Genomic DNA, 25,597 nt, shown 5'->3' on the forward strand with positions numbered 1-25,597 from the left:
GATCAGGACTCCTTGACCGCGATGGTCTCGACGGTGTTGGCCACGTGCTCGAAGGCGTCGCAGGCGGCCTCCAGCTCGTCGGCGACCTCCTTCATCTTCAGCACCGTCAACGCGTCGTACTCACCGGAGAAGAGCCGGACGAGCAACTGCCGGTTGATCCGGTCGCCCTCGTTCTCCAGCCGGTTGCACTCGATCCAGTAGTCCTCGAGATGCTTCATCGACTTCAGCCGGGGCATCGCGTCGGCGGTCAGCTTGGCCTGCTGGTCGAGCACGTTGACCATCTCGTGCAGCTCGCGCGGCAGCGCCGGGAGCTCGGTCAGCCCGTACAGGTAGAGCAGATCGCCGACGGCCTCCAAGTGGTCCATCACGTCGTCCAGCAGCGAGCCGAGCCGGTAGATGTCCTCCCGGTCGAACGGGGTGATGAAGGTCGAGTTGATCTTCTTGTACAGCTCGTGGGTGATCTGGTCGCTGTCGTGCTCGACCTCGGTCAGCCGCTCGCTGACGGACTGCACGTCCACGCCGGGCAGGGCCAGCTCGTTGAGCAGCGCGGTGCCCCGGACCAGGTTCTGCGCGGCCCTGGTGAAGAGCTCGTAGAAGGCGCCCTCGGTGGGGCGGAAGGAAAACTTCACAGCACAGACCTCGTCGCGTCGGTGGAAGGGTGGAGGCGCCCATAAGCGCCCGCCAGGTGAATGCTAGGAAACGACCGAACCGCGAATTCGCCGGCCCACCCCTGGCCAGGCCTCATTCACCGCTCGTTCACCTGCTGTTCATCTCGGCCGTCCCACCCGCACCCGCTCCACCAGCAAGCAGGCGCTCGCGCTCGTGCGCCACGTCGAAATCGGCAGCCGGATACCCCAGTTCGAGCGTGTCGAACGTCTCACGCAGCAGGTGGGCCACTGCCCAGTCCCGGTACCACTTGCGGTCCGCCGGCACCACGAACCAGGGCGCGGCGTCCGTGCCGCACCGGCTCAGGGCCTCGGCGTACGCGGCCTGATAGTCGTCCCACTGCCCCCGCGAATCGATGTCGGAGGGGTTGTACTTCCAGTGCTTGCGCGAGTCCGTGAGCCGGTCCAGCAGGCGCTCGCCCTGCTCGGCGTACGAGATGTGCAGCATCACCTTGATCAGCGTGACGCCGCCCTCGGTCAGCTCCCGCTCGAACGAGTTGATCTCGTCATAGCGGGCTCGCCAGGTCGTCTCCGGCACCAGCGAGCCGACCCGGGCGATCAACACGTCCTCGTAGTGCGAACGGTTGAACATCCCCACGTACCCCGGCGGCGGCAGCTCCCGGCGGATCCGCCAGAGGAAGTCGTGCCGCAGCTCCTGGCGGGTCGGCGGCCCGAACGAGCGGATGTGCAGGCCCAGCGGGTTCATCGCGCCGGCCACCCGTTTGATCGTGCCGTCCTTGCCGCCGCAGTCCATGGCCTGGAGCACCAGCAGCACCCGGTGCGCCGGCCGCTCCGACCCGGTCTTGGCCATCGCGAAGAGCATCTCCTGCTGCCGGCCCAACTCCTCGCCGACCAGCTCCACCTGCTCCCGCGCCCAGGTCTTGCGGTGCTCGCCGCGGCCCGCGGGCTCCGGCAGGCCGGGCATGGACCGCGGGTCGATCGCGCCGAGATCAACCGGCGCGGTGACCCGCAGCAGTTCCCGCACGGAACCGCCGTCCGGTGCCACGATCTGCCCTTGCTGGGGTGCGCTCATGCACGGATCATCGCCCACCCACCGCCGTTCCGCCCGCCGAGAACCACCTCGGGACCTGGGCCCGCTGATCGGCACCTACCGACCTCCGCCGACGGCAGGCACCGGTCCCGCCGGGCCGTTTCGGGGCTGCCGGCGTGCCCGCTCGGCGGGAGGATGTAGGCCGGGACGCCGACCGGAAGGGGTGGTGGGTCGTGCGGGAGTTGGCGACGGAGTTCGAGGCCGAGCGGGGCCGACTGCTCGCGGTGGCCCACCGGATGCTGGGCAGCCGCAGCGAGGCGGAGGACGCGGTGCAGGAGACCTGGCTGCGCTACGCCGGGGCGCTGGCGGACCCGGCGGCGCGCGCCGAGATCCGTGACCTGTCCGCGTGGCTGACCACGACCTGCGCTCGGATCTGCCTGGACGTGCTCCGCTCGGCCCGGGTCCGCCGGGAGGCGTACCCCGGGCAGTGGCTGCCGGAGCCGGTGGTGAGCCCGTTGGGCGGCCGGCCGCCGGCCGACGGCTACGCGCCCGACCCGGCGGAGCGGGCGGTCCGCAACGACGAGGTCGGCACGGCGCTGCTGGTGGTGCTGGAGCGGCTCGCGCCGGAGCAACGGGTCGCCCTCGTGCTGCACGACGTGTTCGCGCTGCCGTTCGCCCGGGTCGCAGGGGTGCTCGGCACCACCGAGGTGGCGGCCCGGCAGCTCGCCTCCCGGGCCCGACGGGCGGTCACCGCGCCGGACGTACCCCGGCACACCGCCGACCCGGCCGAGCAACGTCGGGTGCTCAAGGCGTTCGTCTCCGCCACCGAGTCCGGCGATCTGGACCAGCTCCTCCAGGTGCTCGCGCCGGACGTGGTCTTCGTCGGCGACTCGGGTGGGCACTTCCCGGCAGCCCGTCGGCCGGTGCTCGGCGCGGACGCCGTGGCCCGCCTCGCGCTCGGCCTGTTCGGCCGGACCGGCCGGTACGCCGACCGGGTGCTGGCTCGGCCCATGCTCGTCGACGGCATTCTCGGCCTGCAACTGGAGACGTCGCACAGCGACGGCAGACCGATCCGCGTGGTCACCGCGTTCGCTGTCGACCAGGGCCGGATCACCGCCATCTACAACCAGCTCAACCCGGAGAAGCTGACCGACCTGCCGCCGCTGGACGCCGACGACGGTTGGCCGCCACGCTGGTGAGCCGGCCCGACCCGGGCGTGCGGCCTCAGACCACCAGGGCCAACCACTTGCGGTAGGCGGTGGCGAACGGCTCGGTGCCGTCGCCCAGGGCCCCGAACAGCCGCTGTGCCGCGGCCTCGGCCTCGGCCACCACGTCGTCCGGGTAGCCGAACCGGGCCCGGTGCTCGGCGAACTCGTCCTCGTCGAGCAGCTCCACCAGGCCGGTGGCCCGACGCCGGACGACGTCCAGATCGAGGTCGATCAGGTGGACGGTGTCGTCGGACTCCCAGCGAGCCGGGGTCGCGATGTCGCAGTAGACCTCGCTGGTGCGGGGCGGGGGGTTGAACATGGCCGTCCACCACGCGCGATGGGGCACCAGCAGCACGAACGGGATCTTCTCCACCGAGGGCCGGCCGTGGTAGACCGACTCGGTGCCCTCGGGCACGCCGAGCCAGACGCCGAGATCGTCCTCGGTGAGCCGGCGGGCCGGGTAGTCACGGTGGGCGCTGCCGTCGTACTTGCGGTAGATCACGCGGACCATGTCGCTCGGCATGATTCGCACCCTAACCGATACAGCCCAACGCGTCGTAGCGCGGCCGTAACCGGACGGGGTCGGCCGCAACCCGCCCCGGTCGGCGTCGCGCCACGCGGCGGATGGGCGCGGTCGGTGTCGGCGGCGCCGGGTACCGTCGCACGGTGACTCCGCCCCGCACCGCCACCGGTTCCGCCACCCCGTCGGCTCGGGCCAAGGGCCGGCGGCGGGGTGCCCGGCCCAGCGGCACCGAGCTGCTGGCGGCGGCCGTCGGCGCGGTGCCCGGCGGCGCTGAGCGCCCCGGCCAGTTGCAGATGACCACGGCGATCGAGGAGTGCGTGGCCGGCGGCGAGCATCTGCTCGTGCAGGCGGGCACCGGCACCGGCAAGTCGCTGGCCTACCTCGCGCCGGCGCTCACTGTGGACGGCCCGGTGGTGGTCTCCACGGCCACCCTGGCGTTGCAGTCCCAGCTGGTCGACCACGACCTGCCCCGGCTCGCCGACGCGGTCGAGCCGGTGCTCGGCCGTCGGCCCACCTTCGCCGTGCTCAAGGGCCGCCATCACTACCTCTGCCTCGCCCGACTGGACAACTCCACCGAGGAGGAGCCGGAGGACACCCTCTTCGACGCCCCCGCGGCGCGCCCCGGCGGCGGGACGAAGTGGCTCGGTGAGGCGGGCCGGTTGGGCAAGCAGGTCGAGCGGCTGCGCGACTGGGCCGAGAAGACCGCCACCGGCGACCGGGACGAGCTGGACCCAGGCGTCGACGACCAGGCCTGGCGGCTGGTGTCGATGCCGGCCCGCGAGTGCGTCGGCGCGACCCGTTGCCCGTTCGGGCAGGAGTGCTTCGCCGAGGCGTCGCGGGCCCGCGCCCGGGAGGCCGACATCGTGGTGACCAACCACAGCCTGCTCGCTGTCGACATGCTCGCCGACCGGCACATCGTGCCGCCGCACAAGCTGCTCATCGTCGACGAGGCGCACGAGCTGGCCGACCGGGTCTCCTCCGCCGCCCAGGCGGAGCTGGTGCCGGAGCTGATCGACCGGACCACCCGGCGGGCCCGTACGCTGCTGCGCCCGGAGACCGCCGAGGCGCTCACCGCCGCCGGCGACGCCCTGGCGGTCGGGCTGGCCGAGGCGCCGGCCGGGCGGATCACCGCGGGGCTGCCGACGCCACTGCGGGAGGCGTGCACGCTGCTCGACGCGGCGACCCGCTCCGCCCTGGACGCGATCGGCGACGTCAAGGCCGACGACCCCGACCCGGTCCGCAAGCAGCAGGCCAAGGCCGCCCTGGACGAGCTCTCCACCACCGCGCAGCGGCTGTTGGAGGAGGGCGACCACGACGTGGCCTGGGTGGAGAAGAACGACAGCGGCAACCGCCGGGCACTGGTGGTCGCGCCGCTGTCGGTGGCCGGCACCCTCGCCACCCACCTGTACGACGAACGCACCGTCGTGGCCACCTCGGCGACCCTCGCGCTGGGCGGCCGGTTCGACACGGTCGCCCGCGCCCTCGGGCTCGACGCGCCACCGCCCGCCCCACCGACACCCGCCGCAGCAGCGCTGGCCGCCCGCACCGGCCCCGGCCGGCCGGCCGCCGAGATGCCGGGCCGTCGTCTCGCTGGCGACGTCACAGCGAACACCGTCGTACCGGCCACCGAGGGCCCCGGGTGGCGGTCACTCGACGTCGGTTCGCCGTTCGACTACGCCCGGCAGGGCATCCTGTACGTCGCCGCGCACCTCCCCCGCCCCAGCGTCTCCGGGCTGCCCGAGGCTGCCGGAGAGGAGCTGCTCGGGCTGGTCGAGGCGCTCGGTGGTCGTACTCTCGGGCTCTTCTCCTCCCGGCGGGCCGCGCAGCAGGCGGCGGAGCTGTTGCGCGCGCGGACCGACCTGCCGGTGCTGCTCCAGGGCGAGGAGGCGCTGCCGCTGCTGGTGCGTCGCTTCCGCGAGGAGCGCGCCAGCTGCCTGTTCGGGGTGATGTCGCTCTGGCAGGGGGTGGATGTGCCGGGTGACGCCTGTCAGCTCGTCGTCATCGACCGGCTGCCCTTTCCCCGCCCGGACGAACCGCTGGCGGCGGCCCGCGCGGCGGCGGTGGACGCGGGCGGCGGCTCCGGCTTCGCGGCGGTCAGCGTGCCGATCGCGGCGGTCCGGCTGGCGCAGGGCGTGGGCCGGCTGATCCGGGCGACCGGCGACCGGGGCGTGGTCGCGGTGCTCGACTCCCGGCTGGAGACGGCCCGAGGTTACGGGCCGTTCCTGCGCCGCTCACTGCCCCCGTTCTGGTACACGACCCGTCCCGAGGTGGCCCGAGGCGCCCTGGAACGCCTGGCCAAGTCCTGACCCGCGCCGCTCCGCTTGGGCAGGCCCAGGATCGCGTTACAACAAGGAAAGAGTGGTCTCCCGCTGGCGGGAGGCCACTCTTTCCGTGATCCTGCGTGATCTAGCGGTCGAGACGCGCGGGTCTAGGGGGCCTGGGAGGCGACGACCACGGCGTCGGGCGGGGTGTCCGGGACCCTTCGGGCGGCAAGCCGGCGGACCGCGGTGTTCAGCACCGCGATGAGCGGCACGGAGACCAGCGCACCGGTGATGCCGGCGAGTACGACACCGGCGGCGATACCGATGATCACCGCGAGCGGGTGGAGGGCGACCGCCCGTCCCATGATCAGCGGCTGCAGCACGTGCCCCTCGATCTGCTGTACGCCGATCACCGCGCCGAGGATGATCAACGCGGTTACCGGGCCACTGTCGACGAGGGCCACCAGCACCGCCACGCCGCCAGAGAGCGCCGCACCGACGATCGGGATGAACGCGCCGAGGAAGACCAGCGCGGCCAGCGGGAAGGCGAACGGGATGTCGAAGACGACCAGGAAGATGCCGATGCCGACCGCGTCGATGAAGGCGACCAGCACTGTCGCGCGGACGTAGGCGCCGAGTGTGTGCCAGGAGGCGCGACCCGCGTCGTCGACCTTCCACCGGGCAGCCACCGGCAGCAGCCGAACCAGGAAGCGCCAGATCCGGTTGCCGTCGCGCAGGAAGAAGAACGTCGCGAACAGGACCAGCAGCGTGCCGGTAAGCACCTCGGCCAGCGTCGCGGCGGTGCTCAGGGCGCCACTTGTGAGATTGGAGGTGTTGGAGTTGATCCAGGCCTGCGCCTCGTCGATGTAGCGGTCGAGCTGAGTGTCCGAGAGGTGCAGCGGGCCCGTCTTCAGCCAGTTCTGGATCTGCCGGACACCCTCCGACGACTTCTCGCTCAGCTCCGGTACGCCACGAATGAACTCGTTGACCACCAGCGTCAGCGTGCCGATCACCGCGACCAGGCCGCCGACCAGCACGACCGCCGTCGCCAGCGACCGGGGGAACCGGGCCCGCAGCAGCCAGCCCACCGCCGGGGCGAGCAGCGCGGAGAGCAGCAGCGCGATGGCCAGCGGAATGATCACGATCTTGATCGTGCCGACGATCCGCAGCAGCGCCCAGGCCACCACGCCGATCACGATCAGTCGCCAACACCACGCTGCGGCGATCCGGAGCCCGTGCGGAACGTCGGCGTCGTCCCGGCTGGTGGTGGAACTGTGCAGGTCCACCGGAGGTTGCGCGCCGTAGACCATGGTGCTGGGCGGCGCGGTCGGCCCCGGCACGGCCGGCGACGCCACCCGGGCCGCCTCCGACGCGTCGTTCAACGCGTCACCCGAGGGGCCCTCGTCGGCGCGCGCCGACTCCTGTCGTGACTGGTAGGCGCGGCGAAGCCGCCCGCGTACCCGCTCGAAGCGGCTCAAGCGCACCTCCTGGCAGAAAACCCGGCCCGCCAACGGCGACAGGTCGGACAGCATACGTCCGTTCCCGACACCGTAGGGCGGTTCCGCCACACAATGCCCCGACCACCTCCGGCGTAACCACCGACGGGCCACCGTCGGCCACACGGTAGCGTCTGCGGCGTGACCGTCGACAACGATCTCGACGCCGGCCTGCCGATCCGCCTGCTGCACGACCGCGTGCTGGTGCGGATGGAGGGCAGCGAAGGCGAACGCCGCTCCACCGCCGGCATCGTCATTCCGGCGACCGCCGCGGTCGGCAAGCGCCTCGCCTGGGCCACCGCGGTCGGGGTGGGGCCGAACGTCCGCGCCATCGTCTCCGGCGACCGGGTGCTCTTCGACCCGGACGACCGCTCCGAGGTCGAGCTGCACGGCCGCGGTTACGTGCTGCTGCGGGAGCGGGACGTGCACGCCGTGGCCGCCGAGCGCATCGAGAACGACTCGACCGGCCTCTACCTCTGACGCACCTCCCCCGGCCACCGGGCCCCGTCGCGCACCGTTTGCCCGGCCGCACGACGGGAAGCCATCCGGCGACCGTGGCCCTGGGGAGGGACGATGCCGGTATTCGTGAAGAAGCTGTTGACCTGGGGCAGTGTCGCGTTCCTGATCTACTTCATGGCCTTTCGGCCGGACGGCGCCGCGCAGATGTTCCGAGGGATCGGGGCCGCGCTGATCGCGATGTTCCAGGGCCTCGGTGACTTCCTCACCTCGCTGCTGGCCTGAACCGCCAGCCGTCAGCTCGCGGGCAGCAGCTGTCAGGGGTGCGTCGGCGGCCAGGGCGACGCCGGGCGCAGGCCGGGCCAGCCGGGCGGGGCGTACCCCACCGGAGCCGGGGCGGGAGCCAGCACCACCGGGATCGGCACCACCGGCTCGTCCGGCGCGTCCACCGCGCGCTGCGTGCCGTCCGGGAAGCGCAGGTGGTAGCGGCTGCCGTCCCAGACCCCCGCCGGGGCCTGCGGGTCCCGACCCACGAAGAACGACCGGTACTCGGTGATCGCGTCCAGCAGCTCCCGCTCCTCGCGGGCGGTCCGCTCCTGGTCGGCGGGTTTGCGGTCCAGGCCGCGCAGCGCCCCGTCGCGCAGCAGGGCCAACCGGGTGGCCGCGGACTGGTAACCCCGCATCGCCCGTACCCCGGCGTCGCCGGCCACCCGCCGCGCCCAACTGCGGGCGGCGTGCCGCCGGCCGAGACTGCTCAGGGCGGCCACCTCGGGCGGGCTGAGCCAGCCGGCGCGGACGTAGTCGGGCAGGACCCGCTCGGTGAGCCGCCCCTCCCAGGCGCGCAACCACAGCGCCAGCCCCACGGTGCCGAAGAAGACCGGCACCATGAGGCCCAGGAAGCCGTACAGCATGATCATGGCCTCGCCGGTGGCCTGGGTCAGCGTGGGCAGCAGGTTCCACGTGCCGTGCAGCATCATCGCCAGCAGTAGGCCGGCGATCGGGGCGAGCACCCGGATGCGCCGGTCGGCCGTCCGGGAGGCGATACCCAGCCCCACACCGGTCATCGAGGTGAAAAGGGGATGGGCGAACCCGAACAGCAGGATCCGCAGGATGAAGATCGCGATGACCTGCTGGATGCCGGTGGCCGGGCCGTACCGGTCGGCGCCGGATGCGTACCCCAATCCGCCCAGGTAGAGGATGTTCTCCACCATCGCGAAGCCGACCGCGCTGAGCCCGCAGTAGACCAGACCGTCGGTGATCCCGGACCACTCGCGGCGGCGGAACACCAGCAGCAGGATCGGGCCCAACGCCTTGGTCAGCTCTTCGATGAACGGCGCCACCAGCACCCCGGTCAACGCGGACGGCAGGCCCCAGTCGGCGAAGCGGTTGGCCGCGAAGTCGTTCACCGTGAGCGAGGCGGCGGTGGAGACGAACGCCCCCCAGGCGAAGCAGAAGATCAGGTACTTCAGCGGCTCCGGTTCGTACCGGTCCAGCCAGAGGAAGCAGGCGACCAGCACCGGCACCGGCAGGATGGCGGCCACCACCCCGATCAGCAGGGCCTGCACACCGAGCGACTGGCCGAGCGTGAAGACCATGAAGACCGCGCACGCCGCGATCAACAGCACCACCCCGGCCAGCGCCAGGAACCGCCGCCAGCCCAGTCGGCGCAGCGGCATCCGGGGCGTCTCACCCATGGGCGGGACGGCGGGCGCAGGCGGGGCGGCGGGCGACGGCGGCAGCGGTGAACCGGGCGGGGTGTCGGCCATGCGGTCAGCGTAGCCATCCGCCGCCGGCTGGTTCGGCCGCATCGGTAGCCGCTATGCTGCCGGCAGGTCACGAGCGCCAGCGTCAAGCCCCGGCTTGCTGGCCGGCAACCCTCGTCGAGTTCGCGGTGGGGTGCCCCGGGTGATGACCGGGCCCAGCCCGATCGGTGTGCTGGGCAAGCGCGGACCCCGTCCCGATGTCGCACCCGGGGTCCCTGACCCCGGAGGTTCCGGCGTGTCCGTCACTCTCGTCCCCTCGCTGCCCAGCCTGCCCACCGTTTCGTCGGCGCCGTCCGCGCCGCTCGACGTCCTCGGCGTGCCTGGCGAGATCAACCTGGACTACGCGGCCAGTGCGCCGTGCGCGCGGGCCGCCGCCGACGCGGTGGCCGAGCTGCTGCCCTGGTACGCCAGCGTGCATCGCGGAGCGGGAGCGCTGTCGCGGCGCTGCACCCTCGCGTACGAGCAGGCCCGGCAGACGATCGGCGACTTCTTCGGCGCTCGCGCCGACGATCATGTGATCTTCACCCGCAACACCACCGACGCGCTCAACCTGCTGGCGCGGGCCGTCCCGGCCGGCACGACTGTGGTCACGTTCGCTGGCGAACACCATGCCAACCTGCTGCCCTGGCCGCGCGGGTCGGTGCGGCTGCCGGTGCCCAGCGACCCCGACGGGGCGGTACGCGATCTCGCCGCCGCCCTCACCGAGCTGCGCCGGGGCAGTAGCCCCGCGCTGCCGGTGCTGGTCGCGGTGACCGGTGCGAGCAACGTGACAGGTGAGCGGTGGCCGGTCGCCGAACTGGCGCGGGTGGCCCACCGGCACGGTGCCCGGATCGTGCTCGACGCCGCGCAGCTCGCCCCGCACGCCCCGGTCGACCTGCTCACGCTCGACGTCGACTACCTGGCCGTGTCCGGCCACAAGCTGTACGCGCCGTTCGGCGCGGGAGTGCTGATCGGCCGGGCCGACTGGCTGGACGCCGCCCCGCCCTACCTGGCCGGTGGTGGCGCCACCAGCCACGTCGGGCCGGCCACCCACGACGTGACCTGGGCGACCGGCCCGGCCCGACACGAGGGCGGCACCCCGAACCTGCTCGGCGCGGCCGCGCTGGCGGCGGTGTGCAAGGCGCTCGACAACGCGGACCAGGTTGCGCTGGCCGCCCACGAGCAGGCCCTGCTGGCCCGGTTGCGGACCGGCCTCGCCGCCCTGCCGCACGTCGTCGAGCTGCGCACCTTCGGCCCGGACGCGCCAAGGGTCGGCATCGTCTCGTTCGTGGTCGCCGGCTGGGACTCCACCGAGGTGGCCATGCGGCTGGCCGCCGAGCACCACATCGGCGTACGGGACGGGTTGTTCTGTGCCCACCCGCTGGCCCGGCGTCTGCTCAGCGAGGCGGCGGGGCGTACCGGCCGACGGGACCTGCCGCCCACCGCGCTACGTGCCAGCATCGGGCTGGGCAGCACGGCCGCTGAGGTTGACCGGCTGCTCGCGGCGCTGGCCGAGCTGGGCTGAGGCCCGGCCGGCGGTGGGCTCCGCTCAGCCGACCGGCGGGGCAGTGGGTGGCTTCGGTGTCTCGCCGGGCTCGGCGGGCTCACCGACCGGCCGCTCCTGCTCCCCGAAGGCGGTGCGGATCCACCGGTTCGCCTCCTCCTGCTCGATCCCGGAGGCGACCAGCAGGTCGCTCGCGGTGGTGCGGATCTGGGCGACCACCACGCTGCCGGAGAAGCCCACCCCGGCGCCGTACGCCCGGCCGGCCTCGCTGACCGCCCGCAGCGACCGTTCCCGGGCCTTCTCCGGCTCCTCGCCGGCGGCGAACTCGTGCTTGAGCAGCCGGACCGACTCGGCGAGGTGGCCGATGGCGTCCGGCATCGGATCGGGCACCGGTTCCTCGTCCTCGACAAGCGTGACGGACCGGCGGATCAGCGTGCCGCTGTTGCGCATCGCCCGGTCGATCGGGTCGGCCGCCTCCGCGTAGTGGGTGAGTTCGTCGCGGCGGTGCCAGCGGGCCGGGGAGAGGGTGGCGGTCTCCTTGGCTCCCTCGATCGCCTCGCCCAGCGTGGCCAGTTCCTCCTTGTTGTTGCGCAGCCTCTCCAGCGCGCCCTGGATGGTGGCGCGGTCCCGGTTGCGCAGCCCGTCCGCGGTGGCGTCGAGCTGGGCGGCGAGCAGGTCCAGGGCGGGTCGGGCGGCCCGGTTGATCACTCGAAGCGGGTTCAGTGGCAGCAGCACCGCCGTGACCAGCAGCGCGATTCCACCGCCGAGGAACGCGTCGACGAAGCGGGGAATCTCCAGGTTCTGCGTCGACGGGCTCAGTGTCACGATCAGCACCGCCGTGGCCGCCGCCTGGATGACGATGGCCACGCTCGCCCCGGCGAAGATGGTGAGCAGGATCGCCACGGTGACCACCAGGCCGAGCTGCCACGCCCCGGTGCCGAGCAGGTAGATCAGGAGGTCGCCGACGAACACCCCGACCCCCACCCCGACGATCAACTCGATGGTCCGGCGGAACCGCTGGCCGACAGACGCGGCCAGGGTGCCGACCGCGGAGATCGGCGCGAAGACCGGTTGTGGGTTGCCGAGCACCTTGTGCGAGATCAGGTACGCGAGCCCGGCGGCCAGGCCGGCCTGCACGGCGAGTCCGCCGGCCATCCGTACCCGGTGCAGTCGGTCGTGCAGGGTGGCTCGGCCACGGTGGCGCAGCTGTTCGGTGGCCTCGGCGATCCGCGCGCCGTCGATGTCCACCAACCCGTCGCGCAGCGCGGTACGTCGCACCATCGGAGGTCGCTTGTCCCGGGCCACGGCCATGGGCGCGACTACCCGTGGTGGGCCCGCTGAACCCTCCCTTCCCGCGCGTCGCGGGCGGATGCGGCAGACTCGGGCGGTGGTTGATCTGTTGGACCGGTGGCGGGCGGCGGCCCGAGGTGCCGGCGCGAGGCCCGGCCCGGACACGACCCAGGCCGGTGAGCAGGTGATCGCCCGCTGGCGGGAGCCGCACCGGCACTATCACACGCTGGCCCATCTGACGGCGGTGCTCGATGTGGTGGACCAGCACGCCGACCTGGCCGCTCGGGCCGACGTGGTCCGGCTGGCGGCCTGGTTCCACGACGCGGTCTACGACCCGCGGGCCGCTGGCGACGCCAACGAACGGGACAGCGCCACGCTGGCCGAGAGCGTGCTCACCGGGCTCGGGGTGCCGGCGCCCACGGTGGCCGAGGTGCGCCGGCTGGTGCTGCTCACCGCCGGGCACACCGTGACGCCGGGCGACCGGGACGGGGTGTTGCTGTGCGATGCGGACCTGGCCGTGCTGGCCACGCCGCCGGCCAGCTACGAGCGTTACGCGGCGGCGATCCGCCAGGAGTACGCCCATGTGCCGGAGCCGGCCTTCCGGGCTGGGCGGGCCGCCGTGTTGACCGGCCTGCTGGCGCTGCCCGCGCTGTTCTGGTCGCCACCGCTGGCGAGCCGGTGGGAAGAGCCCGCCCGGGACAATGTGCGCCGCGAGCTGGCCGCGCTCACCGGGGAGCCGGAGAACGCGGGCTGACCAGGTGCTTCGGCCGACGCAGGCCGGCGGCGCGGAGCAAACGGACCAGCTCCCGGCTCGGCACCACCTGGGCACCGAGCCACACCGCCGCCGCGAACCGGTCGGCCGGGATGTCGTAATGGTCCCGGTCGAAGCCGCGCCGGGGCGCGCCGAGCGCCTCGGCGAAGGCGTGCAGCTCGGCGTACGAGACGTCACTGATCAGGTGCGACCAGAGCCGACCGCGCCACGGCCAGGCCGGCCGGTCCAGGTAGAGCATGGGCCCAAGTTATCCCGCCCAGTCGATCATGTTGATGATCGCCGGTCGGCGACCTAGCCTCGGCTGCATGGCCCCCACCGCGCTCCTCGACGATCTGCGCGCCGCGCTCGGTGACGACGCCGTGCTCACCGACCCGGACCTGCTGCGCATGCACCAGCGGGACGAGGCCGACCTGTGCGCGGCCGGCGTTCCGCTGGTGGTGACCCGCCCGCGCGACACCGAGCAGGTGGTCGCCGTGATCCAGGCGGCGGCGCGGCACGGCGTACCGGTGGTGCCGCAGGGCGCGCGGACCGGGCTGGCCGGCGCTGCGAACGCGGTGGACGGCGCGGTGGTGCTCAGCACCGTCGCGATGAACGAGATCCGGGAGATCGACCCGGTGAGCCGGATCGCTGTGGTCCAGCCGGGGGTGGTCAACGCGGCGCTGGCCGGGGCGGTGGCCAGACAGGGCCTCTGGTACCCGCCGGACCCCGGCTCCTGGGAGTCCTCCACCATCGGCGGCAACGTGGCCACCAACGCCGGCGGCATGTGCTGTGTGAAGTACGGCGTCACCACCGAGTACGTGCTCGGCCTGGAGGTGGTGCTCGCCTCCGGCGAGGTGCTGCGCACCGGCCGGCGTACGGCCAAGGGGGTGGCCGGCTACGACCTGACCCGACTGTTCGTCGGTTCGGAGGGCACCCTCGGCGTGATCACCGAGGTGACCGTGGCGCTGCGGCCCGCCCCGGCCGACTCGCTGACCTTGGTCGCGGTCTTCGGATCGACCGCCACGGCCGGCGCGGCGGTGGCCGAGATCGCGGCTCGCGGGCTCACCCCCAGCCTGTTGGAGTTGCTGGACCAGACCCACCTGCGGGCGATCGAGGCGTACCAGCCGATGGGGTTGCGGACCGACGCGCAGGCCCTGCTGCTGGCCGCCGCCGACACCGGCTCCCGGGCGGCGGACGACCTGGCTGTGCTGGCCGAGGTGTGTGATGCCGTCGGCGCCGACGAGGTCTACGCGGCCACCGACGCGGTGGAGGCGGCGGCGCTGCTCCAGGCTCGCCGGCTGGCCCACCCGGCCATGGAGAAGTTCGCGGCGGACGCCTATCCGGGCGGCAACGGCGGTCTGGTGATCGACGACGTGGCGGTGCCGCGCGGCGCGCTCGCCGCGCTCCTGGACGGGGTCGCCCGGATCGCGGCCGAGTGTGAGGTGCCGATCGGCGTGGTCGGGCACGCCGGGGACGGCAACATGCACCCGAACATCGTGGTCGACCGGGCCGATCCGGCGAGCGTTGAGCGGGGTCGGCGGGCCTTCGACGAGATCATGCGGCTCGGCCTGGACCTGGGCGGCACGTGCACCGGCGAGCACGGGGTGGGGCTGCTCAAGCGGGACTGGCTGGCCCGGGAGATCGGGCCGGTCGGTGTCCGGGTGCATCAGGCGATCAAGTCGGCCCTCGACCCGGCCGGCCTGCTCAACCCGGGCAAGGTGCTCTGACCGGCTGCGGTCAGCCCTTGACCTCGGCCGGGGTCGCCTGGGTGAGCAGCAGCAGGATCTCCCCGGCGACCGGCGTGAGTTCCTCACCCGGGCAGTCCTGCGAGGTGATCAGCCCGGTCGAGGTGATGAGGCTGGACGTCAGCGCGTCGATGCAGGTGGTCCGGTACCGCCGGGCCTGGTCGGTCTCGTCGGCGAGCGCCGGGTTGGCGAGCAGCACCTGGAGCCGTTCGGTCAGCTCCGGTGCGAGGGTGCCCCGGGAGGTCACGCCGTCGCCGGCGCAGTCGACGCACTGCCACGCGCCGTTCCGCTCGACGCTCAGGGTGCGCATCGGCCCGTCCTCGCCGAGCCGCTGGAGCAGGCTCACCTGACCGGCGGCGACAGTGGTGGGGATCTCCAGCTGCGAGCCGCCACCCGCCGTGCCGGGGGTCGGTTGCGCCACCGGGGTTCTCGGCTTGTCTCCGTCGAAGAGGGAGCACCCGGTCAGGGCGCCGACGAGCGCGACGGCGAGCAGGGGTGAGAGCAGACGAGGGCGCGCGCGGGGTAGCACGCGCGGAAACCTACCCCACCGTAGGTAGCGTTCGAAACCACCATCCGGGCCGGTATCGATGGTTACCCATCGGTAACGTCGCAATTCGTCATCGAGCGGACGGGCGCAGCTCCGCCTGATCGTCGTCGCCGCCCCGGTCGGCCGCGTAACCCCGCACGTCCGGAGCGCCGAGCCGGGCCGCGTCCGCCGCCGCGTCGTCCGGCATCAACTGGGACTGCCGCTCCGCCTCCACCCGGGCCCGGTAGTGCTCGACCTCGCGTGCCCGGGTCGCCGCGTCCCACCCGAGCACCGCGCCCATCAACTCGGCGGTGTGCTCCGCCGACTCCAGCCCCCGGTGGCTGGTCTCGAACGAGATCCGCGTCCGCCGGGTCAGCACGTCCTCCAGGTGCAGCGCGCCCTCGGCCCGCGCCGCGTAGGTGACCTCCGCCGCCAGATACTCCGGAGCACCGGCCAGCGGAGACGCCAGCAGAGGATCGGCGTCGACCAGCGCCAGCAGGTCCAGGGTGAGAGTGCCGTACCGCTCCAGCAGGTGCTCCACCACGCCCACCGGCACGCCGTGCCGGCGCGCCAGGTCGGCCCGGTCCCGCCACATCGCCGGGTACCCGTCAGCACCGAGCAGCGGCAGGTCGGCGGTACGCGACGAGCGGGCGCCACCGAGCCGGCGAGCAGCTCGGTCGACCACGTCGGACGCCATCACCCGGTACGTCGTGTACTTGCCGCCGGCGACCAGCAGCAGCCCGAGCATCGGCTCGAAGACCGCGTGCTCCCGGGAGAGCTTCGAGGTCGAGTCGGCCTCGCCGGCCAGCAGCGGCCGCAGCCCGGCGTACACCCCCTCGATGTCGGCGGTGGTCAGCGGCCGGTCCAGCACGGTGTTGACCTGCTGGAGGAGGTAGTCGATGTCGCGGGCCGAGGCGGCCGGGTGCGAACGGTCCAGCCGCCAGTCGGTGTCCGTGGTGCCGATGATCCAGTGCCCACCCCACGGGATGACGAAGAGCACCGAACTCGCCGTACGCAGGATGAGCCCCGTCTCGCCGGTGATCGCCGAGCGGGGCACCACCAGATGCACCCCCTTGGAGGCGCGTACCCGGACGCCGGGCCGCAGGCCCACGTCGTTGAGCATCCGGGACATGTCGTCGCTCCACACGCCGGTGGCGGCGATGACGGTGCGGGCCTGCACTTCGAACTCCGCGTCCGGCGAGCCCGGCGGCGCCTCCAGGTCCCGGACGCGGACGCCGGTCACCTCGCGCGCCTGCCGGATCAACCCGACGGCACGGGCACTGCTCACCACCGTGGCACCGAGGCTGGCCGCGGTGCGGGCCAGGGTGACCACCAGCCGGGCGTCGTCGACCTGCCCGTCGTAGTAGCGGATCGCCCCGGCCAGCGCGTCGGCCCGCAGACTCGGGAAGATCCGGCGGGCACCCTCCCGGGTCAGGTGACGGTGCAGGGGCATACCCCGGCCGCCGCCGAAGACCCCGGCGAAGACGTCGTACGCGGCCACCCCGGCGCCGTAGTACGAGCGGCGGAACACCCGGGCCGGCAGGTCCCGCAGACCCCGCCCGGCCGGCAGCGGCACCATGATCGGCACCGGGCGTACGAGGTGCGGCGCGAGCCGGGTGGCCAGCAGGCCGCGCTCGGTGAGCGCCTCGTGGACCAGGTGGAACTCCAACTGCTCCAGGTAGCGCAGGCCACCGTGGATGAGTTTGCTGGACCGGCTGGAGGTCCCGGCAGCAAGGTCACGCGCCTCGACCAGCGCCACCTTCAGGCCCCGGGACGCCGCGTCCAGGGCGGCACCGGCTCCGGTCACCCCGCCCCCGATGACCAGCACGTCGAAGCGCTCGGCACGCAGTCGACGCAGGTCGGACGCACGGCGGACCGGTGAGAGCTGACCGGCGACGGATCGGGAGATATTGGGGTCGCGCACCCGTCCACCGTAACCGCCGAGCCAACGGGTCGACATTCGCCGCCCGCCCCGCACCGCTCCTACCTGCTCCGAAGCGCACGACACGTCTCGCCACCCGATCCAGACCGACCGATCGGAGATCTTGGACAGTTACCGGTTGAGCCCGCCCCGCTAACGGAAACTGTCCAAGATCTGCACGGATCGTCGAAGTCCCGGAACCCGACGCTCGGGTCGAAACCCTTCGTCGTAGTCGTAAGGTTCTCGGATGCACGGTCAACCTACGCAACCCGGTTTCAGCGACCGCAGTTCCCCGTGGCCGGTCGTCGCGGCCGTGCTGGTCGGCTGCTGGACGGTTGCGGTCACCGTGGGCACCCAGACCGGTGGCTGGCTCACCGACCAGGTGCTGCTGGGCTTCGGACGGGACCGGCTCGGCTGGCTCTGGCCGGTGCTCGGCCTGGCCACCGTCGTGCTGGCCGGCACGCCCGCTCTGCTGCTGGCCGTCCTGCCCCGGTCGGCCGCGGTCCGGGCCACCGGGCGGGCCTGGCTGATCGGAGCACTCGCGCTCGGCCTGCTCACGCTGCTGCGGGTCGTGCCGCCGGTGCACCACGAGGCGTACCTCGCCGCGCTGGCCGGTGCCGCGCTGCTCGGCGCGCTCGCCGTGCGCTGGTCGGCTCGCCGGTGGGCGTACCCCGGGCTGGTTGGCTCGGTCAGCGGCCCGGCACCCAACGGAGACGGCGACGCCACGCGGCCCGAGGCCACCGGAGACGGCGACGCCACGCGGCCCGAGGCCACCGGGAACGCGGAGACCGTCGGGCGGCGGCGGAGGTTGCTGGGGCTCGGTCCGGTGCCGCTGCTCGCGGTCGCCGCCGGGTTGGCGCTGCTGCTGCCGTGGGCCTGGCTGGGCGCGCTGGGCGGTCTCCTGGAGACCGCGCTCGCGCTTCTGGCGGCCGCCGCGCTCGGGGTGCTGGCCGCGACTCTGCTGGACGCACCCTTCTGGGCCCCGTTCGCGGTTGGGCGACCGCCCCGGCCGGCTCGGCTGGTGCTGGTCGGCGGCCTGGTCGCCGGGGTTGCGCTGCTGCTGCTCGCGGCGGGGACCGGCCAGTCCGGCGCGCAGTTGCCCGCCCTGCTGACCCTGCCGCCGGTGGGTTTCGCGCTGGCCGCGCTCTGGGCCGCGACCTGGCGGCCCACCGCCGACCCGGCCGAGGCCACCCGCGCCGGCCGAACGGCGACCGGCTGGCTCGTGGGCCTGGCCGCGCTCGGTCCGCTGGCCTTCACCGACCCGGAAGAGATCAGCCTGCTGCTGGTCGGCATCCGGGACATCCCGTTCTGGGTGGCGGCCGCCGCCGGCGTCGGGCTCGCCGTCGCGGTCCTGGTCGCCATCGGGTACGCGGTGCTGCTCGCCCGTCCCACGGCGCGCACCCCGAACAGGCGGGTCGCCGCGGTGGCGGCCGTGGTGCTGCTGGTGGCGTTCGGCGTGGTCGACCTCGGCCCCGGCCAACCGGGCCTGTACGGCGAGCGGCTGTTCGTGGTGCTTCGCGCGCAGGCCGACCTGAGCGATCTTCCGGCCGCCGCGCCTGGTCGGGCCGGGCGGGACGCCCGCGCGGCGGAGGTCTACCGGCGGCTGGTGACGACCGCCGAGCAGAGCCAGGGCGACCTGTTGCGGGGATTGAACCGGCTGCGCCTCGACCCGGTGTCGTACTACCTGGTCAACGCGGTCGAGGTGGACGGCGGCCCGGCGGTGCGGGCCTGGCTCGCCCGCCGACCGGAGGTGGCCCGGGTGCTGGTCAGCCAACGCCTGCGCCCGCTGCCGGCCCCGGCCGGGCAGAGCCGGGGCACCGCGCCCAAGCCCACCGGCCCGGAGTGGAACATTCGCCAGATCGGCGCCGACCGGGTGTGGTCCCAACTCCGGGTCACCGGCACGGGCATCGTGGTCGGCAGCTCCGACTCGGGGGTGGACGGCGGCCATCCGGCGCTGCGGGCCGGGTTCCGTGGTGGGGACGACTCCTGGTACGACCCCTGGGACGACACCCGGAGCCCAACCGACCAGGGCGGACACGGCACCCACACGGTGGGCAGCGCGGTCGGGCGGGACGGCATCGGGGTGGCACCGGACGCGCAGTGGGTGGGCTGCGTCAACCTGGACCGCAACCTCGGCAGCCCCGCGCACTACCTGGACTGTCTCCAGTTCATGTTGGCGCCCTTTCCGGCCGGCGGCGACCCGTTCAGCGACGGCCGTCCGGAGCGCGCCCCGCAGGTGCTGACCAACTCGTGGGGCTGCCCGTCCATCGAGGGTTGCGACCAGCGCGTCCTGCGGCCGGCCACGGCCGCCCTGGACGCCGCCGGGATCTTCGTGGTCGCCGCGGCCGGCAACACCGGCCCGTGGTGCGCATCGATCGACGATCCGCCGGCCCCGTACCCGGACGTGCTGACCGTGGGCGCGGTGGACGCCCAGCGGCGGGTCGCCGAGTTCTCCTCGCGCGGGCCGGTGCCGGGTGGCTCGGGTAAACCGGACGTGCTGGCACCGGGGGTGGCTGTGGTGTCGGCCATGCCGGGCGGCACGTACGCCGCGCTGGACGGCACGTCAATGGCGACCCCGCAGGTGGCCGGGGTGGTCGCGCTGATGTGGTCGGCGAACCCGGCGCTGGTTGGCGACGTGACCCGGACCCGGCAGATCCTGCGGGACACCGCCACTGCGGCGACGCCCACCTATCGCTCCGACAGCCCCTCCGACGCCTGCGGTGCTCCGTCGAACGTGACCGGCGCCGGGCAGGTCGACGCCTACGCCGCGGTTCGCGCCGCCCAGCAATAGGCAGGTTTCCTTCCTGAAGTGCTGAGCCGGGGGTGCGGCTCGACACCCGGTGATCTAGGGTCGGCGACCATGGACGCCGAGATCACCGTCACCGAGCTGACCGCCGACCTGGTCCCCAGCGTCGTACAGCTCTGCCAGCAGGCTCTCGACCTGCCCGAGGACGCCGCCGAGGCGGCTGCCATCGTTGACGTTCTCTGGACCCGGGCCACCGCCGACCGGCCGGTGGTCGGGCTGGGCGCGTACCGGGGTGCGGACCTGGTGGGGGTGCTGATCTGTTCGGTGTCGGCGACCGAGCCGGGGATCGGGCACGTGGACCTGGTCGCGGTCCTTGCGGAACAGCGGCGTCGGGGCGTCGGCCGGGCGCTGCTCCAGCGGGCCGAGCGGGTGCTCGCCGAGCGCGGGGCGACCGAGGTGCTGCTGGCCGGAAATCCGCCGTACTACGCGTGGCCGGGCATCGACGTCCGCTACACGCCGGCGGTCTGCGCCGCCCTCGCGCTCGGCTACCAGCAGGACCGGACCGCCTGGAACATGACCGCGGACCTGTCGTACGACGGGTCGCCGGCACTGCGGTCCACCGAGGCGGCGGAGCGGCGGCTGGCCGACCAGGGCGTCACCGTACGCCGGGCGGAGCCGGCTGACCTGCCGACGCTGACCGCGTTCGCCCGATCCACCTTCGGCGGGACGTGGGACGGCGAGCTGGCCGGGTCGGTGGGGCGCGCCGACGCCGGTTGCCACCTGGCGGAGCGGGACGGCGAGGTGCTCGGCTTCGCCGCGTACGGGTCGTCCCGGCCGAGTTGGTTCGGGCCGATGGGCACCGCGCCGGCCGCGGAGGGGTCGGGTATCGGCGGGGTGCTGTTGCGGCGCTGCCTGCGCGACCAGCGGGTGGCGGGGCTCGACCGGGCACAGATCGGCTGGGTAGGACCGGTGCCGTTCTATTCGGGCAGCGCGGGTGCGTGGATCGAGCGGGTCTTCTTCCTGTACCGGCGAACCCTATCCAGGTGACAACCAGGGCAAACAGGACATAGATCCATTCGCCCGCATCGGTCATCGACGCCCCCTACCGTTTCGGTAGAGGAGGCAGCCATGACCACGGATGACAACCAGACCGAGGACGGCACGCCGATCACCTGGAAACCGGTGGGTGAACTCCCCGGCCAACTGCCGTTCGACCGGCTCGACTACGGCGACGCCGAGCAGCTGGCCGAGATGACCACCGACGGTGAGCCGCCGGTGGTCGAGGAGCCGCAGGAGATGGTGGACGCGCCGATCCAACTGCTTCCGCCGTACAACCGGGCCCAGAAGCGGCGCAACCAGCGCCCACTACCGACCTGACGACGAACGGGGCGGACCGCGTCAGCGGCCCGCCCCGTTCGGTGTCGAAACTGGACTCAGAAGTCCATGTCCCCGCCACCCGGGCCAGCCGGGGCAGCCGGGTTCTTCTCCGGCTTGTCCGCGACAACGGCCTCGGTGGTGAGGAAGAGCGCCGCGATGGAAGCGGCGTTCTGCAGCGCCGAGCGCGTGACCTTGGCCGGGTCGATGATGCCCGCGGCCAGCAGGTCGACGTACTCGCCGTTGGCGGCGTTCAGACCGTGACCCGCTTCGAGGTTACGGACCTTCTCCACCACGACGCCGCCCTCAAGGCCGGCGTTGACGGCGATCTGCCGCAGCGGGGCGTCCAGCGCGACCTTGACGATGTTCGCACCGGTCGCCTCGTCGCCGACCAGGTCGAGCTTGTCGAAGGCGGTCTTGCCGGCCTGAACCAGCGCGACGCCACCACCCGGGACGATGCCCTCCTCGACGGCGGCCTTCGCGTTGCGAACGGCGTCCTCGATGCGGTGCTTGCGCTCCTTGAGCTCGACCTCGGTGGCCGCGCCGACCTTGATCACCGCAACGCCGCCGGCCAGCTTGGCCAGCCGCTCCTGCAGCTTCTCCCGGTCGTAGTCGGAGTCGCTCTTGTCGATCTCGGCCCGGATCTGGTTGACCCGGCCCTGGATCTGCTCGGCGTCACCGGCACCGTCGACGATGGTGGTCTCGTCCTTGGTCACCACGACCTTGCGGGCGCGGCCCAGCATGTCGAGGCTGGCGGCGTCGAGCTTGAGGCCGACCTCCTCGCTGATGACCTGGCCACCGGCGAGGATGGCGATGTCGGTCAGCATGGCCTTGCGGCGGTCACCGAAGCCCGGCGCCTTGACGGCGACCGACTTGAAGGTGCCACGGACCTTGTTGACCACCAGGGTGGCGAGAGCCTCGCCCTCCAGGTCCTCGGCGATGATCAGCAGCGGCTTGCCCGACTGCATGACCTTCTCCAGGATCGGGAGCAGGTCCTTCACCGACGAGATCTTGCTGTTGGCGATCAGGATGTACGGGTCGTCGAAGACGGCCTCCATACGCTCCGGGTCGGTCATGAAGTAGGCCGAGATGTAGCCCTTGTCGAAGCGCATACCCTCGGTGAGCTCCAGCTCCAGCCCGAAGGTGTTGCTCTCCTCGACGGTGATGACGCCTTCCTTGCCGACCTTGTCCATCGCCTCGGCGATGATCTCGCCGACGGTGCTGTCGCCAGCGGAGATGGAGGCGGTGGAGGCGATCTGCTCCTTGGTCTCGACGTCCTTGGCGAGCTTGGACAGCTCCTCCGAGACGCTCGCGACAGCAGCCTCGATGCCCCGCTTCAGGGCCATCGGGTTGGCGCCAGCCGCCACGTTGCGCAGGCCCTCGCGAACCAGGGCCTGGGCCAGGACGGTCGCCGTCGTCGTGCCGTCACCGGCAACGTCGTCGGTCTTCTTGGCGACCTCCTTGACCAGCTCAGCGCCGATCTTCTCGTACGGGTCCTCGAGCTCGATCTCCTTGGCGATGCTCACACCATCGTTGGTGATGGTGGGGGCACCCCACTTCTTCTCGAGCACGACGTTGCGGCCCTTGGGGCCGAGGGTCACCTTTACGGCGTCGGCGAGCTGGTTCATGCCCCGCTCGAGGCCGCGGCGCGCCTCTTCGTCGAACGCGATCATCTTGGCCATACGGTGTTGTCCTCCTGGACACTCACGGGCCACCCGAGATGTGTGCCCCGGATAGACCGTTTGGTGTGCGCACCTTGGGACGTCGCCACCTGGCGACGGCGACGTCCTTCGGCCGGGCCGGATAGCCCGCGACGACCGGCCATGTGCCGCCCCGGCGTCTCCACGCCGGTGCAACCTGGCCCCACCGTCCCGACCGCTGGCACTCACGGTATGCGAGTGCCAATGACTTGTTTAGCACTCTCCCCTGCCGAGTGCAAGCACGATGGGGTCGCTCAGCCGAGTTCCGCGGCCAGTCCAGCGGTGTTCACCGGCGCCTCATGGGCGCGCTGCTCGGCGTACGTCACCAGCAGACCGATCATCTGAGCGAGGTGGGCCGGCAGGGCCAGCACGGCGGTGATCCCGATCACCACCACCGTCCCGGCGGCGGTACCCGCCGAGGAGAACGGATCCGTTCCGAATGCGGAGGTGCCGATCCCTTCCAGGCCACCGGGGATCAGGGTGCCGACGATCACCGCCACGGCCACCAGGGCCACACGACCGAGCAGCAGGCCGAGCCGGTCGTGGAACATCCGGAACGATCGACCGATCGGGTTGTGGCGTTCGAAGAGATAGACCGGGCCGGCCATGCTCAGCGCGAAGGCCAGGTAGATGCCCGGCAGCACGCAGAAACAGACACCGACGCCGATCAGCAGACTGACCAACAGGGTCCAGCCCCACAGCCCGAGTGCCCGACGCAGGCCGTAGCGCAGCGCAGACTCCAGGCTGGCCGGCTGACCGGCGGCCTGTTGGGTGATCACCCAGGTGCCGGCGGCCCACCCGACGGCCTGCACCAACCCGACCACCAGGCTGCCGCCGACCAGCAGGACCAGGAGGCTCAGCAGTTCGGCGGCGAAATTGTCCGGCAGCGCGGGGGTCGACGTCGATTCGGCCTGGGCGGCCCACTTCGCCGACGGGTCCACCCCGAGGGAGATCACCGAGAGCACCGCCGCCGGCAGCACCTGGGTGAGCAGCATGATCGGCACCAACTGCCGCCAGCCCCGGCGCAGCGCTCCCCCGCACCTGTTGAACCAGCCGCCGAGGCCGGCGCCGGGCGGCGTGACCAGGGCGTCGTTCGGGTCGAACCCGTAACCCGGCGGGTACCAGCCGACCGGCGCCCCCGGGTACCACGGCTGCCCGCCGTAGGGACCCGACCCGGGCGGGTAACCCCCGGTGGGCGGGAACGCCCAGCCCTGCGGCGGCGGAGCCGCACCCCAGGCACCCTGCCCGGGATCCCAGCCGGGCTGCGGACCGGCAGGGCCGGAGGGCGGGCCAGCCGGGGGCATGCCCGGCCCCCAGCCGGGCGGCGGACCGGCGTGACCGGGGCTGCCGGTGGGCGAGGACGGATCGGACGGGTCCGGCTCCCCCGACCCGGAGGACGGAGTGGGCGGGGGTGGCTGGTCGGTCATGAACGCTCCTCAGCATCGGCTGGAACGGTTCACGATCTTCCCGGCTGCGCGCCCCAGCCGCAGCCCCGACTCACGGGGCCGATCGGCCAGAAGCTCAGCCGATGACGCGTACGTGCTCTGCCTGTGGGCCCTTCTGGCCCTGGGCGATCTCGAACTCGACCCGCTGACCGTCGTCCAACGCCTTGTAACCGTCCATCTCGATCGCGGAGAAGTGGACGAACACATCCTGACCGCCGTCGACGGCGATGAAGCCGTAGCCCTTTTCGGCGTTGAACCACTTCACGGAGCCCTGTGCCACGGTGCACTTCCCTCACTCTGCGCGGCGTTGCCTGACCTCGGCGCACGGCACGGCCGGGCGCCGCCGACCACCGACTCAGCGATCGATGACCGCCATTGAAGTAGGTGACCGAAATCGCACGCTACACGAGGAGTGACGGCCGCGCACGGCCACAAATCGGACACACTTCGGGACGTCCCTGCCGCGCTGATCGGCCAGGTTCCCGAGCCACCGGATTGGCCAGCGTCATTGCGATATGGAGGAAGGGTCGCAGGGCGCTCCCGAGGTGACCGGGATCGGCCCAGCTCCCCAAACGCCGTTCCTCCCCTGTGGTAGGCATGCGGACATGACCACCGACATGGGCTCGCCGGCCCTGCGGCTCGCGGAGATCCGCCGGGTCCGGCCGGAGGACGCCGCCAGGATGCGCGCGCTGCGCCTGGAGATGCTGGCCGACGCTCCGTTGGCCTTCCTGGAGACCTTGGCGGACGCGGCGGCCCGACCGCACAACGAGTTCGCCGCCCGGGTCGCCTACACCTCGGCCGGTGCCAGTAACGCGCAGTTCATCGCCGACCCGGGCGGCCGGCTGGTGGGGCACGCCGGTGGCACGACCCACCCGAACGAACCGGGGCTGACCGTGATCTACGCCGTGTACGTCACGCCGACCTGGCGCGGCAGTGGCCTGCTCGGCGAGCTGATCGACGGAGTGGCCGCCTGGTCGCGAGCCTGTGGCCGACCGGAGCTGCTGCTGGAGGTGGTGGTCGGCAACGACCGCGCCTATCGCGCGTACCAGCGCCTGGGCTTCAAGGACACCGGGGTACGAGTCCCCCACCCGAACATCCCAGCCCTCACCGAGCTACAAATGCGCCGAACAGCCTGACCCCAAGAACCGGAAGCATCCGCGCCACCGTGCCCCAAGGAGGGGTTTCCGGAGCAGCCCGACCTGCGCAGGGATCAAGCCTGACCGCCCGGAGCGGGTCGGGCTGCCCCGGAAACC

22 protein-coding genes, 2 pseudogenes and 1 riboswitch are annotated in these 25,597 nt (G+C 72.7%); of the genes and pseudogenes, 12 read left to right on the plus strand and 12 right to left on the minus strand.

Features of this window, described 5'->3' with window-relative positions; genetic code table 11:
• Positions 1-2 precede the first annotated feature (2 nt).
• Complete coding sequence (locus tag ACQRWP_RS25735; protein ID WP_430498363.1) at positions 3-629, minus strand: DUF47 domain-containing protein; 627 nt, start codon at positions 627-629, stop codon at positions 3-5.
• A gap of 127 nt (positions 630-756) precedes the next feature.
• On the minus strand, positions 757-1,698 hold the full coding sequence (locus tag ACQRWP_RS25740) for a PPK2 family polyphosphate kinase (protein WP_430498364.1): 942 nt from the start codon (positions 1,696-1,698) through the stop codon (positions 757-759).
• A 191-nt stretch (positions 1,699-1,889) separates the two neighbouring features.
• Between ACQRWP_RS25740 and sigJ the strand changes: the two genes are divergently transcribed.
• Positions 1,890-2,855 (plus strand): RNA polymerase sigma factor SigJ, encoded by a 966-nt coding sequence (sigJ, locus tag ACQRWP_RS25745; RefSeq protein ID WP_430498365.1) that lies wholly within the window; start codon positions 1,890-1,892, stop codon positions 2,853-2,855.
• A 25-nt stretch (positions 2,856-2,880) separates the two neighbouring features.
• Here sigJ and ACQRWP_RS25750 read toward each other — a convergent pair whose 3' ends face one another.
• Positions 2,881-3,387 carry a DUF402 domain-containing protein gene (locus tag ACQRWP_RS25750; RefSeq protein ID WP_238676645.1) on the minus strand — a complete coding sequence of 169 codons (507 nt, stop codon included), beginning with the start codon at positions 3,385-3,387 and terminating at the stop codon, positions 2,881-2,883.
• A gap of 101 nt (positions 3,388-3,488) precedes the next feature.
• Here ACQRWP_RS25750 and ACQRWP_RS25755 point away from each other — a divergent pair.
• Both ACQRWP_RS25755 and ACQRWP_RS25760 read left to right on the plus strand, forming a co-directional pair.
• Positions 3,489-4,895, plus strand: a pseudogene (locus tag ACQRWP_RS25755) (ATP-dependent DNA helicase); the annotation flags it as partial.
• Between the two features lie 111 nt (positions 4,896-5,006).
• Positions 5,007-5,693, plus strand: a pseudogene (locus ACQRWP_RS25760) (ATP-dependent DNA helicase); the annotation flags it as partial.
• Between the two features lie 122 nt (positions 5,694-5,815).
• Here the strand turns inward: ACQRWP_RS25760 and ACQRWP_RS25765 are convergent.
• Positions 5,816-7,180: an AI-2E family transporter gene (locus ACQRWP_RS25765; RefSeq protein WP_430498366.1), complete on the minus strand. Its 1,365-nt coding sequence runs from the start codon at positions 7,178-7,180 to the stop codon at positions 5,816-5,818.
• Positions 7,181-7,285: 105 nt separating this feature from the next.
• Here ACQRWP_RS25765 and ACQRWP_RS25770 point away from each other — a divergent pair, with 105 nt between their 5' ends.
• Both ACQRWP_RS25770 and ACQRWP_RS25775 read left to right on the plus strand, forming a co-directional pair.
• Positions 7,286-7,624 (plus strand): GroES family chaperonin, encoded by a 339-nt coding sequence (locus ACQRWP_RS25770; RefSeq protein ID WP_238676642.1) that lies wholly within the window; start codon positions 7,286-7,288, stop codon positions 7,622-7,624.
• 93 nt (positions 7,625-7,717) lie between these two features.
• Entirely contained in the window at positions 7,718-7,885 is a 168-nt protein-coding gene (locus ACQRWP_RS25775) for a hypothetical protein (protein ID WP_167362445.1), read from the plus strand.
• 32 nt (positions 7,886-7,917) lie between these two features.
• On the opposite strand, the gene ACQRWP_RS25780 is transcribed toward ACQRWP_RS25775, so the two are convergent.
• Positions 7,918-9,408 (minus strand): PrsW family intramembrane metalloprotease, encoded by a 1,491-nt coding sequence (locus ACQRWP_RS25780; protein ID WP_430498367.1) that lies wholly within the window; start codon positions 9,406-9,408, stop codon positions 7,918-7,920.
• Between the two features lie 23 nt (positions 9,409-9,431).
• Positions 9,432-9,552, plus strand: a riboswitch (SAM riboswitch).
• Positions 9,553-9,598: 46 nt separating this feature from the next.
• Between ACQRWP_RS25780 and ACQRWP_RS25785 the strand changes: the two genes are divergently transcribed.
• On the plus strand, positions 9,599-10,867 hold the full coding sequence (locus tag ACQRWP_RS25785; RefSeq protein ID WP_430498368.1) for an aminotransferase class V-fold PLP-dependent enzyme: 1,269 nt from the start codon (positions 9,599-9,601) through the stop codon (positions 10,865-10,867).
• Between the two features lie 24 nt (positions 10,868-10,891).
• Here the strand turns inward: ACQRWP_RS25785 and ACQRWP_RS25790 are convergent, their stop codons facing one another.
• Positions 10,892-12,127, minus strand: a complete 1,236-nt coding sequence (locus ACQRWP_RS25790) for an FUSC family protein (RefSeq protein ID WP_430498369.1) — start codon at positions 12,125-12,127, stop codon at positions 10,892-10,894.
• Positions 12,128-12,233: 106 nt separating this feature from the next.
• Here ACQRWP_RS25790 and ACQRWP_RS25795 point away from each other — a divergent pair, with 106 nt between their 5' ends.
• The gene (locus ACQRWP_RS25795) at positions 12,234-12,890 is read left to right on the plus strand and encodes an HD domain-containing protein (protein WP_430498370.1); all 657 of its coding nucleotides are present in this window, start codon (positions 12,234-12,236) and stop codon (positions 12,888-12,890) included.
• On the opposite strand, the gene ACQRWP_RS25800 is transcribed toward ACQRWP_RS25795, so the two are convergent.
• Positions 12,862-13,146: a DUF4031 domain-containing protein gene (locus ACQRWP_RS25800; RefSeq protein ID WP_366629570.1), complete on the minus strand. Its 285-nt coding sequence runs from the start codon at positions 13,144-13,146 to the stop codon at positions 12,862-12,864. The two genes, ACQRWP_RS25795 and ACQRWP_RS25800, sit on opposite strands and share 29 nt — an antisense overlap.
• Positions 13,147-13,213: 67 nt before the next feature.
• On the opposite strand from ACQRWP_RS25800, the gene ACQRWP_RS25805 reads away from it, so the two are divergent.
• Positions 13,214-14,614 (plus strand): FAD-binding oxidoreductase, encoded by a 1,401-nt coding sequence (locus ACQRWP_RS25805; protein WP_430498371.1) that lies wholly within the window; start codon positions 13,214-13,216, stop codon positions 14,612-14,614.
• A gap of 10 nt (positions 14,615-14,624) precedes the next feature.
• On the opposite strand, the gene ACQRWP_RS25810 is transcribed toward ACQRWP_RS25805, so the two are convergent.
• Entirely contained in the window at positions 14,625-15,161 is a 537-nt protein-coding gene (locus ACQRWP_RS25810) for a hypothetical protein (protein WP_430498373.1), read from the minus strand.
• 88 nt (positions 15,162-15,249) lie between these two features.
• Positions 15,250-17,067, minus strand: coding sequence for a glycerol-3-phosphate dehydrogenase/oxidase (locus ACQRWP_RS25815; protein ID WP_430503292.1), 1,818 nt, complete (start codon positions 17,065-17,067; stop codon positions 15,250-15,252).
• 259 nt (positions 17,068-17,326) lie between these two features.
• On the opposite strand from ACQRWP_RS25815, the gene ACQRWP_RS25820 reads away from it, so the two are divergent.
• The 3 genes from ACQRWP_RS25820 (at position 17,327) to ACQRWP_RS25830 (ending at position 21,202) form a co-directional block, all read left to right on the plus strand.
• Positions 17,327-19,870 (plus strand): S8 family serine peptidase, encoded by a 2,544-nt coding sequence (locus ACQRWP_RS25820; protein WP_430498375.1) that lies wholly within the window; start codon positions 17,327-17,329, stop codon positions 19,868-19,870.
• Between the two features lie 69 nt (positions 19,871-19,939).
• Positions 19,940-20,872 (plus strand): GNAT family N-acetyltransferase, encoded by a 933-nt coding sequence (locus tag ACQRWP_RS25825; RefSeq protein ID WP_430498376.1) that lies wholly within the window; start codon positions 19,940-19,942, stop codon positions 20,870-20,872.
• Between the two features lie 81 nt (positions 20,873-20,953).
• Positions 20,954-21,202, plus strand: a complete 249-nt coding sequence (locus ACQRWP_RS25830; protein WP_430498377.1) for a hypothetical protein — start codon at positions 20,954-20,956, stop codon at positions 21,200-21,202.
• Between the two features lie 56 nt (positions 21,203-21,258).
• Here the strand turns inward: ACQRWP_RS25830 and groL are convergent, their stop codons facing one another.
• The 3 genes from groL to ACQRWP_RS25845 all read right to left on the minus strand — a co-directional run bounded on the left by groL (position 21,259) and on the right by ACQRWP_RS25845 (position 24,624).
• Positions 21,259-22,881, minus strand: a complete 1,623-nt coding sequence (groL, locus tag ACQRWP_RS25835) for a chaperonin GroEL (RefSeq protein WP_088950420.1) — start codon at positions 22,879-22,881, stop codon at positions 21,259-21,261.
• Between the two features lie 272 nt (positions 22,882-23,153).
• Positions 23,154-24,326, minus strand: a complete 1,173-nt coding sequence (locus ACQRWP_RS25840; RefSeq protein WP_430498378.1) for a hypothetical protein — start codon at positions 24,324-24,326, stop codon at positions 23,154-23,156.
• A gap of 94 nt (positions 24,327-24,420) precedes the next feature.
• On the minus strand, positions 24,421-24,624 hold the full coding sequence (locus tag ACQRWP_RS25845) for a cold-shock protein (RefSeq protein WP_124815530.1): 204 nt from the start codon (positions 24,622-24,624) through the stop codon (positions 24,421-24,423).
• Between the two features lie 325 nt (positions 24,625-24,949).
• Between ACQRWP_RS25845 and ACQRWP_RS25850 the strand changes: the two genes are divergently transcribed.
• Complete coding sequence (locus ACQRWP_RS25850) at positions 24,950-25,480, plus strand: N-acetyltransferase family protein (RefSeq protein WP_430498380.1); 531 nt, start codon at positions 24,950-24,952, stop codon at positions 25,478-25,480.
• Positions 25,481-25,597 lie beyond the last annotated feature (117 nt).

The sequence above is a fragment of the Micromonospora trifolii genome (assembly GCF_050516465.1).
Taxonomy (GTDB): domain Bacteria; phylum Actinomycetota; class Actinomycetes; order Mycobacteriales; family Micromonosporaceae; genus Micromonospora; species Micromonospora trifolii.

What these genes read in the sequence shown, in the direction of transcription:
- ACQRWP_RS25800 (WP_366629570.1), bottom strand. Translation starts at nt 13,146, where the DNA reads ATGCTCTACCTGGACCGGCCGGCCTGGCCGTGGCGCGGTCGGCTCTGG.
- ACQRWP_RS25740 (WP_430498364.1), bottom strand. Translation starts at nt 1,698, where the DNA reads ATGAGCGCACCCCAGCAAGGGCAGATCGTGGCACCGGACGGCGGTTCC.
- ACQRWP_RS25780 (WP_430498367.1), bottom strand. Translation starts at nt 9,408, where the DNA reads ATGCGGCCGAACCAGCCGGCGGCGGATGGCTACGCTGACCGCATGGCC.
- ACQRWP_RS25830 (WP_430498377.1), top strand. Translation starts at nt 20,954, where the DNA reads ATGACCACGGATGACAACCAGACCGAGGACGGCACGCCGATCACCTGG.
- groL (WP_088950420.1), bottom strand. Translation starts at nt 22,881, where the DNA reads ATGGCCAAGATGATCGCGTTCGACGAAGAGGCGCGCCGCGGCCTCGAG.
- ACQRWP_RS25840 (WP_430498378.1), bottom strand. Translation starts at nt 24,326, where the DNA reads ATGACCGACCAGCCACCCCCGCCCACTCCGTCCTCCGGGTCGGGGGAG.
- ACQRWP_RS25850 (WP_430498380.1), top strand. Translation starts at nt 24,950, where the DNA reads ATGACCACCGACATGGGCTCGCCGGCCCTGCGGCTCGCGGAGATCCGC.
- ACQRWP_RS25820 (WP_430498375.1), top strand. Translation starts at nt 17,327, where the DNA reads ATGCACGGTCAACCTACGCAACCCGGTTTCAGCGACCGCAGTTCCCCG.
- ACQRWP_RS25805 (WP_430498371.1), top strand. Translation starts at nt 13,214, where the DNA reads ATGGCCCCCACCGCGCTCCTCGACGATCTGCGCGCCGCGCTCGGTGAC.
- ACQRWP_RS25790 (WP_430498369.1), bottom strand. Translation starts at nt 12,127, where the DNA reads ATGGTGCGACGTACCGCGCTGCGCGACGGGTTGGTGGACATCGACGGC.
- ACQRWP_RS25775 (WP_167362445.1), top strand. Translation starts at nt 7,718, where the DNA reads ATGCCGGTATTCGTGAAGAAGCTGTTGACCTGGGGCAGTGTCGCGTTC.
- ACQRWP_RS25825 (WP_430498376.1), top strand. Translation starts at nt 19,940, where the DNA reads ATGGACGCCGAGATCACCGTCACCGAGCTGACCGCCGACCTGGTCCCC.
- ACQRWP_RS25765 (WP_430498366.1), bottom strand. Translation starts at nt 7,180, where the DNA reads ATGCTGTCCGACCTGTCGCCGTTGGCGGGCCGGGTTTTCTGCCAGGAG.
- ACQRWP_RS25750 (WP_238676645.1), bottom strand. Translation starts at nt 3,387, where the DNA reads ATGCCGAGCGACATGGTCCGCGTGATCTACCGCAAGTACGACGGCAGC.